The 15,659-nt window shown below is 62.6% G+C and carries 14 protein-coding genes; 6 read left to right on the top strand and 8 right to left on the bottom strand.

Annotated elements, in window-relative coordinates; translation table 11 throughout:
• Nucleotides 1-229 precede the first annotated feature (229 nt).
• From AB4048_RS05445 to AB4048_RS05425, 5 genes are read right to left on the bottom strand one after another with little or no spacing between them, the layout of a single operon-like run.
• Entirely contained in the window at nt 230-1,342 is a 1,113-nt protein-coding gene (locus tag AB4048_RS05445; RefSeq protein ID WP_442200900.1) for an ABC transporter permease, read from the bottom strand.
• Nucleotide 1,343: 1 nt separating this feature from the next.
• The gene (locus tag AB4048_RS05440) at nt 1,344-2,495 is read right to left on the bottom strand and encodes an ABC transporter permease (RefSeq protein WP_442200899.1); all 1,152 of its coding nucleotides are present in this window, start codon (nt 2,493-2,495) and stop codon (nt 1,344-1,346) included.
• Nucleotides 2,492-4,234, bottom strand: coding sequence for an ATP-binding cassette domain-containing protein (locus AB4048_RS05435; protein WP_442200898.1), 1,743 nt, complete (start codon nt 4,232-4,234; stop codon nt 2,492-2,494). The genes AB4048_RS05440 and AB4048_RS05435 overlap by 4 nt, the downstream gene beginning before the upstream one ends.
• Nucleotides 4,231-5,241 carry a secretion protein HlyD gene (hlyD, locus tag AB4048_RS05430; protein ID WP_442200897.1) on the bottom strand — a complete coding sequence of 337 codons (1,011 nt, stop codon included), beginning with the start codon at nt 5,239-5,241 and terminating at the stop codon, nt 4,231-4,233. The genes AB4048_RS05435 and hlyD overlap by 4 nt, the downstream gene beginning before the upstream one ends.
• Nucleotides 5,238-5,939 carry a CerR family C-terminal domain-containing protein gene (locus AB4048_RS05425; RefSeq protein WP_442200896.1) on the bottom strand — a complete coding sequence of 234 codons (702 nt, stop codon included), beginning with the start codon at nt 5,937-5,939 and terminating at the stop codon, nt 5,238-5,240. The genes hlyD and AB4048_RS05425 overlap by 4 nt, the downstream gene beginning before the upstream one ends.
• Before the next feature lie 216 nt (nt 5,940-6,155).
• Here AB4048_RS05425 and AB4048_RS05420 point away from each other — a divergent pair, with 216 nt between their 5' ends.
• The 3 genes from AB4048_RS05420 (at nt 6,156) to AB4048_RS05410 (ending at nt 9,626) form a co-directional block, all read left to right on the top strand.
• Nucleotides 6,156-6,461 carry a GCG_CRPN prefix-to-repeats domain-containing protein gene (locus AB4048_RS05420; protein WP_442200895.1) on the top strand — a complete coding sequence of 102 codons (306 nt, stop codon included), beginning with the start codon at nt 6,156-6,158 and terminating at the stop codon, nt 6,459-6,461.
• A 133-nt stretch (nt 6,462-6,594) separates the two neighbouring features.
• On the top strand, nt 6,595-7,983 hold the full coding sequence (locus AB4048_RS05415; protein WP_442200894.1) for an FAD-containing oxidoreductase: 1,389 nt from the start codon (nt 6,595-6,597) through the stop codon (nt 7,981-7,983).
• 107 nt (nt 7,984-8,090) lie between these two features.
• The gene (locus AB4048_RS05410; RefSeq protein ID WP_442200893.1) at nt 8,091-9,626 is read left to right on the top strand and encodes a S10 family peptidase; all 1,536 of its coding nucleotides are present in this window, start codon (nt 8,091-8,093) and stop codon (nt 9,624-9,626) included.
• 22 nt (nt 9,627-9,648) lie between these two features.
• On the opposite strand, the gene AB4048_RS05405 is transcribed toward AB4048_RS05410, so the two are convergent.
• Nucleotides 9,649-10,446 (bottom strand): SDR family NAD(P)-dependent oxidoreductase, encoded by a 798-nt coding sequence (locus tag AB4048_RS05405; RefSeq protein WP_442200892.1) that lies wholly within the window; start codon nt 10,444-10,446, stop codon nt 9,649-9,651.
• A 130-nt stretch (nt 10,447-10,576) separates the two neighbouring features.
• Between AB4048_RS05405 and AB4048_RS05400 the strand changes: the two genes are divergently transcribed.
• The gene (locus AB4048_RS05400) at nt 10,577-11,521 is read left to right on the top strand and encodes a GlxA family transcriptional regulator (RefSeq protein ID WP_442200891.1); all 945 of its coding nucleotides are present in this window, start codon (nt 10,577-10,579) and stop codon (nt 11,519-11,521) included.
• Between the two features lie 67 nt (nt 11,522-11,588).
• On the opposite strand, the gene AB4048_RS05395 is transcribed toward AB4048_RS05400, so the two are convergent.
• Entirely contained in the window at nt 11,589-12,758 is a 1,170-nt protein-coding gene (locus AB4048_RS05395; RefSeq protein ID WP_442200890.1) for a pyridoxal phosphate-dependent aminotransferase, read from the bottom strand.
• A 180-nt stretch (nt 12,759-12,938) separates the two neighbouring features.
• Nucleotides 12,939-13,580 (bottom strand): ThuA domain-containing protein, encoded by a 642-nt coding sequence (locus tag AB4048_RS05390; protein WP_442200889.1) that lies wholly within the window; start codon nt 13,578-13,580, stop codon nt 12,939-12,941.
• Nucleotides 13,581-13,900: 320 nt separating this feature from the next.
• On the opposite strand from AB4048_RS05390, the gene AB4048_RS05385 reads away from it, so the two are divergent.
• Nucleotides 13,901-14,143 carry a helix-turn-helix domain-containing protein gene (locus AB4048_RS05385; RefSeq protein WP_442200888.1) on the top strand — a complete coding sequence of 81 codons (243 nt, stop codon included), beginning with the start codon at nt 13,901-13,903 and terminating at the stop codon, nt 14,141-14,143.
• Entirely contained in the window at nt 14,140-15,387 is a 1,248-nt protein-coding gene (locus AB4048_RS05380; protein WP_442200887.1) for a type II toxin-antitoxin system HipA family toxin, read from the top strand. Before AB4048_RS05385 ends, AB4048_RS05380 begins: the two co-directional genes overlap by 4 nt.
• Nucleotides 15,388-15,659: the final 272 nt, after the last annotated feature.

Below are 15,659 nucleotides of genomic sequence, written 5' to 3'. Positions count from 1 at the left end.
ATGCAAGCCGGCGCGACAATGCTTCGGTGCAGCGAGACGAGGGGTTCATCTCAAGGGACCGGAAGTCCCGAAGAACGCCGAAGGCCACGCAAATGCGGAGCCGCAAGTATTCATATCAGTGAGGTTCCGCATTTGCGTGCGCCCTCCTGGGCAGGCTTTTTGAAAAACGCGGGAGGTGCGCAATCCTCCAGCGACCGTAAACCTGCGCGCTGCAGCTCCTGCGTTCTCTCTATTCCAGCCGCCGGCGGAACAGCCAGGCCGCCGCCCCAAGCGTGGCGATCGAGATCAGGACGAGCGGGACCGTCTGACGAACCACCTCCTCTACCGGAATGTCCTTCAGGAACACGCCTTTGACGATGACCAGAAAATAGCGGAGCGGATTGACGATTGTGATCGGCTGCAGCCACTGCGGCATGTTCTCGATCGGCGTGGCGAAGCCTGAGAGCAGAAGGGCCGGCACCATGAAAAGGAAGGCGCCGAGGATCGCCTGCTGTTGCGTCATCGACAGCGCCGAGATGAAGAGGCCGACGCCGGCGACCGAGGCGAGATAGAAGATGCCGCTGCCGTAAAGCAGGAAGAGCGACCCCCTCAGGGGTATCTGGAAGAAGAACACCGCAGCCAGCACGTAGACGGTGATGTGGAACAGGCCGATCATCATCGGCGGCACAAGCTTGCCGATCAGGATTTCGTGGTTGCGAAGCGGCGAGACCATGAGCTGGTCGAAGGTCCCGAGTTCCCGTTCGCGCGCGATCGACAGCGCCGTGACGATCAGCCCGATCAAGAGCGCGATGCTGGCGATCAGGTTTGGCACCATGAACCATTGATAGGTCAGGTTTGCGTTGAACCAGTTGCGCGGCACGGTCTGAACGGTCTGAGCGGCGGCACGCTTGCCCGACGGCGTCTCGGCGGCGAGACGCCCGGCAATTTCGTTGAGATAGCCGGCGACGATCTGCGAGGCGTTCGAGCGGCGACCGTCGAGGATGATCTGCAGGTCGGCAGGCGTTGCCGCTTCGATGTTGCGCGAGAAGTCCGCCCCGATCGAGACGGCGGCGATCACTGCTTCGCTTTCGATCGCGTCGTGGACGGCGACCTGGTTGTCGGCAAAGGAAATGCTGCGGAAGGTTGGCGAACCCTGGATGCGCTCGACCAGCTCCTGGCCCCAATGGCCGCTGTCGCGGTTGAGGACCATGAGATCGACATTGCGTACTTCGAGCGTCGCCGCATAAGAGAAAATGAAAAGCTGCAGGATCGGCGGGCCGATCAGGATCATGCGTCCCTTCGGATCGCGCAGGACCGCCAGCAGTTCCTTGACGATCAATGCCTTGAGCCGTGTCCACCACATGTCAGCCGACCCTCTTTCTGGTGCTGCGGGCAGCCGCGACGAAGAACACGGCTCCGATGCCAAGCATGACCAGGATGGAGTGCAGGAACATCGGCCATAGGTCGCCGGCCAGAAACACGGTCTGCAGGCTGGGGATCAGGTAGCGTGCCGGCACGATGACCGTAATCCATTGGATCACCGTCGGCATGGAGTTGATTTCGAACAGGAAGCCCGACAGCAGGAAGGCCGGCAGAAAAGCCGAGATCAGTGCCAGCTGCGAGGCCAGAAACTGGTTCTTGGTCGCGGCCGATATCAAAAGGCCCTGGCCGAGCGCCGGCATGAGGAAGGCCGCCGACAGGGCGTAAAGCGCGAACACCGAGCCGCGGAACGGCACGCCGAATAAAAAGACGGCGAGCATGACGCAGAGCGTCATCGAGGTCAGCCCGAGCAGGAAATAGGGGAGGATCTTGCCGGCAAGGAGTTCGGCCGCCGTCACGGGCGTCGCCATCATCGCCTCCATCGTCCCGCGTTCCCATTCGCGCGCGACCACCAGCGAAGTAAGCAGCGTGCCGACCAGCGTCATGACGATGGCGATCGAGCCCGGAACCAGGAAGGAGCGGCTGGTGAGCTCCGGGTTGAACCAGAAGCGTTGCTCGACATTGATCGGCTGCTGGATCGCACTCGTTTCCGCTTGTCGCAAGCGCTCCCAGGTGGCGACCGTGCCCTGCGCGTAGTTCTGCACGAAGCTTGCGGTATTCGGATCGGTGCCGTCGACGATCACCTGGATTTGCGGATTGTGGCCGGCATCGAAATCAGCGGTGAAATTCGAGGGAATGACGATAATGCCGCGCAGCCGGCCGAGCGTCAGGTCGTCCGCGAACTGCCGGCGGTCGCGCCCGACGGCGACGTCGAAATAGCGCGATGCCTTGAAACTTGCCGCAAGCCCATCGGTCAGCGGCGTCGTCTCCTCGATAACCAGACCGACCCGCGTTTGCTGCGTATCGAGCGAGACGCCGTAGCCGAAGAGGAAAAGCAGGATGAGCGGCAGCACAAAGGCGATCAGGATGCTGCTCGGATCGCGGACGATCTGGAAACTCTCCTTGCGCACCAGGGCCGCGAAGCGGCGGGCTCCGTCGAGCTTGCGGCGACTGGCCGTGGGTACGGGCGCGTTCATGCGGCCACCTTGGCTTCCGAAGACTGCACCAGCGCGATGAAAGCGTCTTCCATCGTCGGATCGGGATTGTCCTTGGTTGCCACGCTCGCCTTCAGCTCGTCGGGCGAGCCGAGCGCGATCGAGCGGCCGCGATAGATCAGCGAAATGCGGTCGCAATATTCGGCCTCGTCCATGAAATGGGTGGTGACGAGAACGGTCACCCCCTTTTCCACGAGCGCGTTGATATGCGTCCAGAATTCGCGCCTCGTGATCGGATCGACCCCGGACGTCGGCTCGTCGAGAAAGAGCGCTTCGGGCTCGTGCATGACGGCGCAGGCAAGGGCGAGCCGCTGCTTGAGGCCGAGCGGCAGGTCCTTCGCCGACATCTTCAGCCGGCGGGTAAAATCGAAGATCGAGATCATCAGATCGATGCGCTCGCGCCGGCGCTTTCCGGTCAATCCATAGACGCCGGCGAAGAAATCCAGGTTCTGGGCGACGCTGAGGTCGCCGTAGAGGGAGAACTTCTGCGCCATGTAGCCAAGCCGGTTGCGGGCTTCGGCGGCATCGCGGCGAAGGTCGAAGCCGGCGACGCGGCCTTCGCCGGCGGTCGGCTTCAGCAAGCCGCAGAGCATCTTGAACGTCGTCGATTTGCCAGCCCCGTTCGGCCCGAGCAGGCCGAAAATCTGGCCGCGCGGGATCTCGAAGGTGATGTCGTCGGCAGCGGTGAAGTCGCCGAAACGCTTGGTGAGACCCTTGGCCGTGATCACCTGACGGTCATCCGTGCCTGGACGAGGGGTCTGCGCCTCGGCTAGCCTCGAGCGGCCGCCCGGGCCGCCGCCGAGCATGTCGACGAAGGCGTCCTCGAAGCGCGGCGGCGCATCTTCGACCTTGGCCGCGGCGGTCAGCGGAAAATCCGGTTTCGCTCCCTCCGTCATCACGAGACGGATGGCTTCGCCCTGAATGACGCCGTCAACGACCGACTCTTCGTCGAGGAGTTTCGCAAGTACCTGCCGTCGTCGGCCGGGAATGCCGGTGACGCGAAAGACACGATCCTTCATGCGGCCGGTGAGGTCGCCGGGCGGGCCTGAAAAGAGGAGCTTGCCCTCGTTCAGCAGCAGCACGCGGTCGCAGGCCTCCGCCTCATCGAGGTAGGCGGTCGACCAGACGACGCCGACGCCCTCCTTCGTCAGGTCCTCGACCATTTTCCAAAGATCCCGGCGCGAGATCGGATCGACGCCGACCCCCGGCTCGTCGAGGAGGAGCAGGCGTGGCTTTTTTAGAAGCGCGCAGGCAAGACCGAGTTTCTGTTTCATGCCGCCGGAAAGCTTGCCGGCCATGCGGGTCGTGAAGCGTTTGAGATCCGTAAAGGTCAGGAGCTCGTCGAACGCGGCGGCGCGATCCTCCTTGGCAAGGCCGCGCAGATCGGCGTAGAGATCAAGGTTCTCCTGAACCGAAAGGTCCTCATAGAGGCCGAAGCGCTGCGGCATATAGCCGATCGCCGCCTGAATGGCTGCCGGGTTCCTGGCCGTGTCGGAGCCGAGCACGTCGATCTTGCCGCTTTCCGGCAGCATCAGGCCGGTCATCAGCCGGATCAGCGTCGTCTTGCCCGCACCGTCAGGGCCGACCAAACCGGTGATTTCGCCTGCATGGATCGTGCCTGACACCGCATCGAGCGCGGGCGCCGCATCGCCGAAGCGTTTCGTCACCGCGTCGAAGCTGACGAGAGCAGCCTTGTTGCTGGCGGGCTCGGAGGCGTTCATTTCGTGCCCGCCATGTCGGATGCGAGGCGAACGGTCACCGGCATGCCTTGCCGCAGATCCGGACCTGGCTTGTCGATGACAACGCGCAGGCGGTAGACCAGATCGGTTCTCAGTTCCGGCGTTTCGACCGACTTCGGCGTGAACTCGGCGACCGGCGAGATGAAGCCGACAACGCCGTCATAGGCGTCATTCGGCCGGGTGTCGGAAGTAACCTTCACCTTCGTGCCGGGATGGATACGGCCAAGATCGGGTTCCGCCACATAGGCGCGGATCCACACCGGCTCGACGAGCGACAACACGAAGACGGTATCCGCCGGCGAAACGATCGCCCCGGTTTCGCGCACCCGGGAGAGAATGACGCCGTCGTTGGGCGCGCGCAGCGTGGCGTCTTCCAGCGAGGTTCGGGCAGTGGCGAGCGCTGCCTCGGCGCCTTTCAGCTGGGCATCCGCCGCGGCGATATCTTCGGCACGGCTTCCCTCCTCGAGAAGCTTCAGGGCTTCGTTTGCGGCATCGGCGCGGGCTGCCGCCATGGCCTTCGCGGCGGTTGCCTGATCGAGGTTGGCTTCCGAGATCGTACCCTGCGGGCGCAGTTGAGCGGCGCGGTCGTACCCGAGCTCGGCGTTCTTGAGGTCGGCGAGGCTCTCGTTGTAGACGGCCCGCGCCTGGGCGATCTCGGTTGGCCGGGCGCCGGCCTTGAGCTTGTCGAGCGTTGCCCGCAGCGCCGCGACGTTCGCGTCCGCGGCGCGCTCGGCGTATTGGAAAGGCTGAGCGTCGAGTTTGGCCAGCACCGCGCCGCTTTTGACGACATCGCCTTCATCGACGGCGAGTTCCGCAATGCGCCCGCTGACGCGGAAGCCGAGCGACACCTGGCGGATATCGACATTGCCATAGAGAGCGAAGGCGTCGTTCTGCGCATGCTGCCAACCGAGCTTTTCCGGCAGGCCGTACCACCAGCCTGCCGCGCCGGCAGCCGCGATCAGTGCAAGAACAAGGAGTATCTTCTTCATGACTGGCTTCCTTTCGCCGGGGTCAACGCGGCGACAAGGTCCGCTGCATGATCGCGCACGATCGCGATCTCTTTCTCGCCGACGGACGACCAATCCATCTGGGCAAGGACGGCCGCGTGAGCGACGCGGAAAACGAGGATGCTGCCGACGAAGGATAGGGTGCGAAGCCGCACGTGTTCCAAGGCGGGGTCTTCGCCGAGGATCGTACCGACGAGATGTCGGGCGATATCGATCATCGGCCGCATGATGCCCTGGTAGACGCGAGCAAAGGCTTCGGTCGGCTCCATCTGTTCGCGGATCAGGAACCGCGCCCAGGCTTGCGACTTCTCGCTGACGAAAAGCACGACCATCGTTTGAACGATCTCGGTCAGGAAGGTCCGTGCTTCGGCCTCACCGAGCGGAGTACCGGCCGCATTGAGCTCCGCCAGCCGTGCACCAATGCGCAGGCGCAAATCGCCGATATGCCGGCCGATGATCTCGACCAGATATTCGGCGGTGGCGATGTAGAGGCCTTCCTTGCCGCCGAAATAGTATGGGATCGCTTGCAGGTTGACGCCGGCGGCGTCCGCGAGCTTGCGGGTGGTCGCGCCGTCGTAGCCATAGCGTCCGAAGACGTCGAGAGAGGCAGCAAGCAGCTTTTCGCGCGTGGCATCGCTGCGGGTATTGGTGTCCGGAGGTGCGGTGGTTTTCTTCATCATGAAACTCTAATTACCACGAGGGATGATTTCAGTCAATCGAATGAATTTATCTGAATTGCCGGTGCAATGCCTATCGAGGCGCGTCCCGGAAGGCGCATCGCAACTTAAGCTAAAGCCTTGGTATCACCACGAAAACGCCTCATTCAGTTCAGGAACGGTTCATTCCTTAGGGCGTTAACTGGGCATTGAAGGGATAACGAAAGAGGTCTTTCGAAAATGAGAATGTCCGTGCTTGCTACCGCGCTTGTTTTAGGCGGCGTCGCCGCTTCGACAGCGCAAGCCATGCCGTCGCCGGCCCCCATCGACGCGGCAAAGACGTCACAGATTGTCAACGTCGACTATGCGTGCGGCCGCGGCTGGCACGCGACCCCGTGGGGACATTGCAGGCCCAACCGCTATGCTCCGCCGCCGCGGCGCGATTGGGAACGACGCGGGCCGCCTCCGGGCTGGTACGGCTATAGGACCGACCCTTATGCCCGCCCGCACTATCAGGGCTGGTATCGCCCGCCACCGCGCTGGTAAGTCCTGGCAGATCGAGCCGCCGTCCCAAAACGGCGGCTTTTTCTTGGTCGGGCGATAAAACATCTCGACGACGTTGATGATTGCCGGACGAAGCGAACCGCCCATATTCCTCAGCAATTGGGAGGGCGCGATCATGAGCCGGACATTCGACGCAATCGTCATCGGAGCGGGACAGGCGGGGCCTTCCCTGGCCGCACGCCTTGCGCAAGCAGGGCGAACCGTCGCCCTCATCGAGCGGAAATACTTAGGGGGCACCTGCGTCAACGCCGGCTGCATGCCGACGAAGACAATGGTCGCAAGCGCCTATGCGGCGCATATGGCTCGGCGAGCGGCGGACTATGGCGTGACCATCGGCGGCGCTGTCGGCATCGACATGAAGCGGGTCATGGCGCGAAAGGGCAAGGTAACCCTCGACGCCCGGCGAGGCCTCGACGACTGGCTTCGGCCGATGAAGAATTGCACCCTGATTTCCGGCCATGCGCGCTTTGTCTCGCCGCACGAGGTCGAGGTTTCCGGAGAGCGGCTTTCGGCGGAGAATATTTTCCTCAATGTCGGCGGGCGCGCCTCTGTTCCGCAAATGCCCGGCATCGACACCGTTCCTTTCCTGACCAACAGTTCGATCCTCTCGCTGGACGTACTGCCACGGCATCTCATCGTCATCGGCGGCAGCTATATCGGTCTTGAATTCGGCCAGATGTTCCGCCGTTTCGGCTCGGAAGTAACGGTTATCGAGAAGAACCCCCGGCTCGTTCCGCGCGAGGATGAGGACGTTTCTGCCGCGATCGCCGACGTTCTTGCGCGGGAGGGCATCGGCATTCGCCTCAACGCTGCCTGCATCGGCTTCGAGCGGCATGGCGGCGAGGTCGGGGTGCGGGTCGATTGCCAGGAGGGGCCACCCGGGCACGTCGGCTCGCACATCCTGCTGGCGATCGGGCGCACGCCGAATACGGATGACCTTGGCCTCGAGCAGGCGGGCGTCGAGACCGACGAGCGCGGCTATATCCGCGTCGACGATAAGCTCAAGACCAATGTGGATGGCATATGGGCGCTCGGCGACTGCAACGGCAAAGGCGCGTTCACACACACGTCCTACAACGACTTCGAAATCGTTGCCGCCAATCTGCTGGACGGCGAGGATCGCCGTGTCAGCGCCCGTCATCCCGTCTACGCGCTCTATACCGACCCGCCGCTCGGCCGCATCGGCATGACCGAGGCCGATGCGCGCCGGAGCGGCCGGCCGGTGCTCGTCGCCAAGCGCCCGATGACGAGGGTCGGGCGCGCAGTCGAGAAAGGCGAGACGCTGGGCTTCATGAAGGTTCTCGCCGACGCCGAAACCAAGGCGCTGCTCGGCGCTTCCATCCTCGGCGTCGGCGGAGACGAGGCGGTGCAGACGATGATCGATGCGCTCTACGCGGTAACGCCCGTTTCGGCTTTGCGCTGGGCGGTGCACATTCATCCGACCGTTTCCGAGTTGATCCCGACGGTACTTGGCGCGATGGCGCCGCTCGAGGCGCATGGCTGATTGTGTCGGCGCGATCAAGTTCTCTTGAGTTCCGAACTGGCCCGGCGATGGCATAGGATCGTTCGGCCGGCACTGCGGTGAGCCGGTTTAAGGAAAGGTCTCCGATCTTGGCTATTCGCAATCTCATTCTCGGTTTCGCTCTTTGTCTTGCGGTCGCGGCTTCGGCCGCTGCAGCCGAACCCGGCGACGAGCGGCCGGCCGCGCGTCAAAGCGACGGTGTGCTCGGGCTCTTGCCGCATGACTCGGTGACGGAGCATGTGCTGACTGTCGACGGCAAGGCGATCCCCTATATCGCGACGGCTGGCACACTCGGCCTCTTCGGCCAGGACGGCAGCCGGACCGCGGCGATTTTCTACACCGCCTATGTCGCCAAGCGTTCGCCGGATGATCGCCAAGACGGCGAGCGGCCCATTACGTTCGTCTTCAACGGCGGCCCGGGGGCCGCCTCCGCCTATCTCAATCTCGGGCTTGTCGGTCCGCGCATCCTCCAGTTCGGCCAGAACGGACACGACGGCGCCGGCGCCAGGCTCATCGATAATCCCGACAGCTGGCTTGCCTTCACCGATCTGGTGCTGATCGACCCGATCGGGACCGGCTGGAGCCGCACGGCGAGGCCCGACGACGCTTCGAAATTCTACGGCGTGCGGCCCGACGCCGACAGCATCGCCAAGGCGATCGCACTCTATGTCGCCCGCAATGGCCGGGCCAACTCGCCGAAATACCTGCTTGGCGAAAGCTATGGAGGGTTCCGGGCCGCCAAGGTCGCCTCGGCGCTGAGAGAAGACCAGGGGATCCTTGTCTCGGGGATCATCATGCTCTCGCCGCTGATCGAAGGCGAGTTCGTCTTCGGCGCAAGCGACGATCCTTTCGCCGCGGCGCTGCAGCTTCCCTCGCTGGCGGCAGCGCAATTGGAGCGCCGCAATGCGTTCAGCGAGGCGGGCGTGCGTGAGGCGGAAGACTTCGCGATCCGCACTTTCCTGCCGACCCTTGCCGGGCCGCCGCCGACGGGAGAGGCGGCTCATGCCTTCTATGGAAAGGTGGCGGACCTGACCGGCATTCCGATCGACGTGGTGCAACGCCGGCAGGGCGTGCTCGGCAATGCCTATGTCAAGCATTCCGCGAAGAACGCCGCCGAGGTCGTCAGTCCCTACGACGCGGCGCTCAATGTCCCCGACCCTTATCCGGAAGAGGAGGTGGATCACAGCGACGACGCGGTGCTCGACGGATTTACGCGTGCCTATGGCGGAGCCTTTTCGAGCTATGCCCGCGACGAACTCGGCTTTTCGACGGACATGACCTACACGCTGCTTTCGAGCGACGTGAACAGCCATTGGCAATGGGGCGGCGAGCGGCGTGGCGGCTCGCGCAGCGAAGCCAGCGCGAGCGACGACATCCGCCAGCTATTGTCGGTGGTTCCGTCGTTCCGCTTGCTTGTCGCCCAGGGATATTCGGATCTGGTGATCCCCTACGGCATCAACAAATATGTCGTTGACCATCTGCCGCCATCCGTCTCGGACCGCGTCGGCATGAAGCTCTATCGCGGTGGTCACATGTTCTACACAAGGGACGATTCGCGCGCGGCATTCACGGCCGATGCGCGCGCCTTCTTTGCTGGCGGCGCGCTGGCGCCCCGCTCCGAGTGAGCGAGGCGCGGCGGTCTTTCGCTCAGGCAGCCTTATAGCGTTCGGCCGGTTGGGCGCGGGACAGGTTCGGCATGAGGGCTTGGCGGGCGCCTTCGAACGCATCCCACTGGCCGACGTCCGAAAGCGCGGGGACGGTGGCAAATTCGCCTTGGTCGAAGCCGGCAAGTGCCGCATCGACCATGGCTTCCGCCGACATGACGATCTCGCTCGGCAAATGCTCGACGGGCTTGCCGGCGATTTCCCAGAAGTCCGTCGCGGTGGCGCCCGGGAGAACGGCCTGGACGCGGATGTTCTTGTCCGAAAGTTCGTGGCGGAGCGACTGGCTGAAGGCCAATACGTAGGCCTTGCTGCCGCCATAGACGCCGTTGAGGATCTCCGGTGCGACGGCAACAACGGATGCGATGTTGATGATCGCGCCCCCGCCGCGTTTCACGAGACCTGGGACGGCCGCATAGGTCAGGCGCGTCAGCGCCGTCACATTGAGCTCGATCATGCGCTCCATCGCGTCCACCTCGGAGGACAGCAGCGGTTCCGTGCCGCCGAGGCCTGCATTGTTGACAAGCAGCGTGATGGTCTCGTTGGTTCGCAGGATGCTCTCGACGCGGCCAAGATCGGCCTTGTCGACGAGGTCGGCGGTGACGATTTCCGCGCGGCAGCCGGTTTCGGCTGACACGCGGGAGGCAAGCGAGGCGAGCTTGTCGCCGTTACGGGCAACGAGAATGAGATCGTAGCCGCGACGCGCCAGGCGGTCGGCATAGACGGCGCCGATTCCCGTCGAGGCGCCGGTGACGAGGGCGGTACCCTTTGATTGCGTGGCCATGGGTTTACTCCTTGATTTGGCTGCGTCGGCCAATGCCGTTTTGCTGGCTACTTGTATCGCCAATTGCGAACGTCTTGAATGTCGTATATACCACTTTTTAGGACAAAGTCGCCTTTCAGGAGTTCAGCTCATGCAGCGCATCGGCTTTTTGCTTTATCCGGGCTTTCAGGTGATGAGCCTTGCCGCCGTCAGCGTCTTCGAATTCGCCAACCTGGAGAACGGCTCGGCTGCGTATGACATCAGTTTTCTTTCAGAGACCGGAGGGTCGATCATCAGCTCGATCGGCCTTGCGACGGAAACAAAGGCCTTTGACGGCGAGCATGTCGACACCCTGCTCGTCACCGGTGCCGTCGGTCTTGCGTCTACCTCTCCCGGCATTCAACGCTATGTCGGGGAGGCGTTGACGCACACGCGCAGGCTGGCGTCGATTTGCACCGGCGCCTTCGTCCTTGCCGAGGCCGGCGTACTCGACGGACGGCGGGCAACAACGCATTGGGCCGTGGCGCGCGAGATCCAGTCGCGCTTTCCGAAGATCCGCATGGAGGAGGACCGCATCTTCGTCGTAGACGGCACGGTCTGGAGTTCGGCGGGGATGACGGCAGGCGTCGACCTGGCGCTGGCCATGGTCGAGGAGGATCTGGGCGCCGATCTTGCGCGCCGGGTCGCCCGAATGCTCGTCGTCTATCACCGTCGCGCCGGTGGGCAGTCGCAATTTTCAGCCCTTCTCGACATGCATCCGAAGTCGGACCGCATCCAGACGGCTCTCAGCTACGCAAGGCGCAACCTGAAGGAGCCGCTCTCCGTCGAGCAGCTGGCGGAAGCGGCGCACCTCAGCCCCCGCCAGTTCAGCCGCGCCTTCCGTGCCGAGACGGGGCAGTCCCCGGCCAAGGCGGTGGAGATCCTTCGCCTCGAGGCGGCGCGACTGATGATGGAGGACGGGCGGCATCCGGTTGACGTCGTGGCACGCGAGACTGGCTTTGCCGACCGCGAGCGTATGCGCCGCGCCTTCCTGCGCGGCTTCGGTCAGCCGCCGCAGGCGATCCGCCGCAACGCCCAGAGGGACCTGAACGCCTGAGCGATGGGCGTCGTTGCAACAATGCTGCGCGCGCGCCGTGCGCATCGCAGCCCGTTTCACCTTGGGCTCAGAGCGAGTTGAAAAAGGTGCTCAGCCGATCCATGGCCTGCTCCAGGCGCTCATAGCTTTCCGAGCCGAAGCAAACGCGGAGGTGGTCGTCTCCCGCCTCTCCGTAGAAACCGCCGGCTTCAACCACGACGCCCGCCTTTTCGAGGATGAGGTCGGCGGCCTGCTGCGATTTGAGGCCGGTGCCGCTGATGTTTGGAAAAGCGTAGATCGTCCCTTCCGGGCTCGGGCAGATGACACCCGGCATCTGGTTCAGGCGGCTGACGACGAGTTCGCGCTTGCGGCGGTCGTCGGCGACCATTTCTTCAAGGATGGCCGGGTCGCCGGCGACGGCGGCGAGGGCGCCATACTGGATAAACGTATTGACGTGGGTGATCTCGTTGGCGGTCAGCTTCAGAAGGGCGGGCATCATTGCCGCGTCGGCGGCGATGTAGCCGAGACGCCAGCCGTCCATCGCGTAGGCCTTGGTGAAGGCGAACATCGAGATCGTGCGTTCCTTCATCCCCGGCAGCGAGGCGATCGAGACATGCTCGGCTCCGTCGAACAGGATCTGGTCGTAGACTTCGTCGGAAACGATCGTCAGGTCGTGGCGGATCGCGAGATCGGCAAGAATCTCCAGCTCGCCCCGCGTGTAGACGCGGCCGGTCGGATTGGAGGGATTGACGAGCACGATCATGCGCGTGCGGGCCGTGATCAGCGGCTCGATCAATTCGCGCTTGATGGAGAAGTTGTCCTGCCGGTCGAGCGGCGCCAGCACCACCTTGGCGCCGGTCATCTCGATCTTGTTGATATGCTGCGGATAGTAGGGCTCGAGCAGGATCGCTTCGTCGCCCTCGTCGAGGAGCGCCATGAAGGCGACGAAGGAGGCCTGCGTCAGGCCATTGGTCATCAGGATCTCGTCGACGGAGACCGAGATCTTGTTGTGCTCCGCAAGCTTTATCTGGAGCGCGCGACGAAGCGCAGGTTCGCCGCGCATGTCGGAGTAATGCACGAGGCCGTCGCGCAGCGCCTTGACCGTCGCATCCTTGATATGAGCTGGCGTGTCGTGGAAGGGCCGGCCGAGTTCGAGATGGATCAGGTCTTTTCCCGAGGATCCAAGCGCTGCCGCCTTCTGGAACATGCCGAAGCTCTTGGGGGAAGTCTGCGTGATCCGTCTGGCAAAGCGTGGCATGTCGTCTCCCGATCCTTGATGGTCGGCCATTATCCTAGCTTGGGCGGATCATTTGATCAAACGATATGTTTGAAGCCTATAATAATTTGTACGCCAGGCGTTGCGGCTTATCGGCAACGAAGAAGCGACGGCCGCGATCGGCGATCAGGAGATCTCCTGCGCCGATCGCGGTTCAAAAGCTCAGCGCGCGGCCCAGCTGGCGCCGCGGCGGAAGATCGTGTTCATCTGAGGCACGGCGAATTCCGTCGCCTGATGCCCGAGCGAGGAATAGAAGACGCGGCCCTTGCCGTGGCGGCGCTTCCAGACGACCGGCATGACGACGCCGTTTATCCAGTAGGCGTGCTCGCCGGAGAAGGTCGTGGTGGCGAGCACCTCGTTGGCGGGGTCGACATGCATGTAGTACTGCTCGGAGGTGTAGGCGAAATCGGCGATCCCATCCATTACCGGGTCGTCGGGCCGGGTGATATTGACGGTGTAGTCGATGATATTGCCGGGGTGGGCGACCCATTGTCCGCCGATGATGAACTGATACTCGACGCATTCGCGAAAACTGTCGCCGGCGCCGCCATGATAGCCGGCAATGCCGACACCGCTTTCGACGGCGGCGGCGAGGTTCCGCGCTTCTTCCTTTTCGATCTTCGACATGGTGACGATCGGCACGATCAGGCTGAGATCGTGGATAGCGGGATCGGCAAAGGCCGCGGTCGTGTTCTCGACACGCACCTTGAACCCATCCTCCGTCAGCATGTCGCGGATGACCGCCGCGCAAGCCTCCGGCTCGTGGCCACTCCATCCGCCCCAGACAATCAGTGCTTCCCGCATGTCATTCTCCTTAAAGACTTTCGCAAGCCCCAAGCCCCGCGAATCCGTCGCCGACTAAATCCGCTTGGAGAGAAAACTGCAACGCAGTTTAAGGAGCGAGGATGAGCGCTACTAGGTAGCAACTGCCACCGGATTTCGAGCTGCTGAACCATAGGAAGGATGGCTCAGGAGTGGCTGCGTCGGCGCAATGTCGCGTCGTTGCAATCCGTCGTAATTGCTATTATATTGGCACTTATATGCTAAAATTGGAAATAAGTGCCGATATGTTCGCATTTAACATGACGTCCCCGGCCGAAGTAATCGGGCGCCTTTCGGAACGAATGAAGCGTCGACGTGTGGATGCTGGCCTCACTCAGAGGGAGCTGGCCGCAAGGGCTGCTGTCTCCTATGGATCTCTCAGACTTTTCGAGGAGACTGGAAAGATTTCGCTCGAAGCTCTTGTGAAGATCGCGTTTGTCCTGGAGGCCGAAGCTGAGTTCGAGCACCTGTTTCCGCCGCGACCACCGAAGACGATTGACGACGTGGTGGACCGTCCCTTGAGGCAGAGGGTGCGCAGGAAATGAAATTCAAGCCAATCCGCAAAATGAGCGTCGTCCTCGATCTCGAGGGGAGGCAAAGAAATCTAGGATCCCTCGCCTGGAGCAGCAGCGAACGCAGGGCGTATTTTGAGTACTCGGCGGAATTCCTCGCAACGCCTTTGCTGGTGTCCCCCTTCAACGTGAAAACAAATCCAGGCTTGATCGCAGCACCGCACGATCCGTTCGATGGGCTGCATGGTTTGTTCAACGACAGTCTGCCCGACGGATGGGGACGACTCCTGCTTGATCGCCGTCTTCGAAAGGCTGGCATCGACTATCGCTTGCTCACGCCCCTCGATCGCCTCTCTGCGGTTGGAAAGACCGGAATGGGAGCGTTGGCGTATGTTCCCGAACTAGCCGACGACGATAGGCGTCTCGCCGAGGACATCGATTTGGATTGGTTCGTCGACCAGGTCGATCTAGTCCAGGCTGATATGGATATTGCCGACATCGACACTCTGCAGGGCGCGCAGGGCGGCTCCGCGGGCGCGCGTCCAAAAATCATGATAGGTTTCAACGAGGCTGAGAATACGTTTGTTCTGGACTACGGGCAGGACATGGAGCCCGGTTTCGAACGATGGATGGTGAAGGCACACAGCACTGCCGATCCGGCCGAAATTGGCGTCGAGGAACAAGCCTACGCTTTGATGGCATGCGCCGCGGGACTGGAAATGGCCGAGACGCGACTATTAGACACAAGCAGGAACAACCGTCTCTTCGCCACCAAACGATTCGACCGGACACCTACCGGCCGACTGCACATGCATAGCGCCAGCGGCATCTTGAACGCCGGCCATCGCTATTCCTCACTGGACTATAGCGAGCTTCACAAGCTGACGCTCCTAATGACACGTGACGGTGCCGAAGTTCTTAGGATGTTCCGGCGCATGGTCTTCAACGTGTATGCCAGAAACCGGGACGACCACGCAAAGAACCACGCTTTTCTCATGAACGGAGATGGGCGATGGACGCTTTCTCCCGCCTACGACCTTACTTTCTCGGGCCGAGAGCATATCGCTCCTATTGCGGGCGAAGGAAGAAATCCAAGCACAGAGCACCTGCTGACCGTCTCGAAGGCGGCATCGATCCCCGATCGCGACGCGAAGGATGTCATAGAACAGGTTCGAACGGCGATAGGCCGCTGGCCGCAATATGCTGAGAAGGTTGAACTGTCGAAGTCGCGGACAACCGAACTCGATCAAATCCTGAACGATAGAAGACCTGCTTAGAGGGTCTCCAGCCCTTTCCGCTCGCGCAACACCGAAGAGCAGCGACGATGACGACCACCCCAGTGCGGACGGCGGGAGCTTCGTCCCGAACCGTTGATCGCCGGTCGCGCCGCTGACGGCGCGGGACCAGGGGCTGGCGAAGAAGAGTACGGCGTCGGCAGCTTCGCGACGCAGGGACGTCCCGGTGACTTTTGGCAGAGAAACGCGCCGTGTCGTCCGGAAATTGCTGCCGCGACGCCTTCGGGCTTGTCATCGGGTGCGAAAGCTGTTGT

This window comes from Rhizobium sp. RAF56 (assembly GCF_052113965.1).
Taxonomy (GTDB): domain Bacteria; phylum Pseudomonadota; class Alphaproteobacteria; order Rhizobiales; family Rhizobiaceae; genus Rhizobium.
The sequence above is the reverse complement of the archived record's forward strand: the minus strand, read 5'-3'. Positions and strand labels throughout refer to the sequence as shown.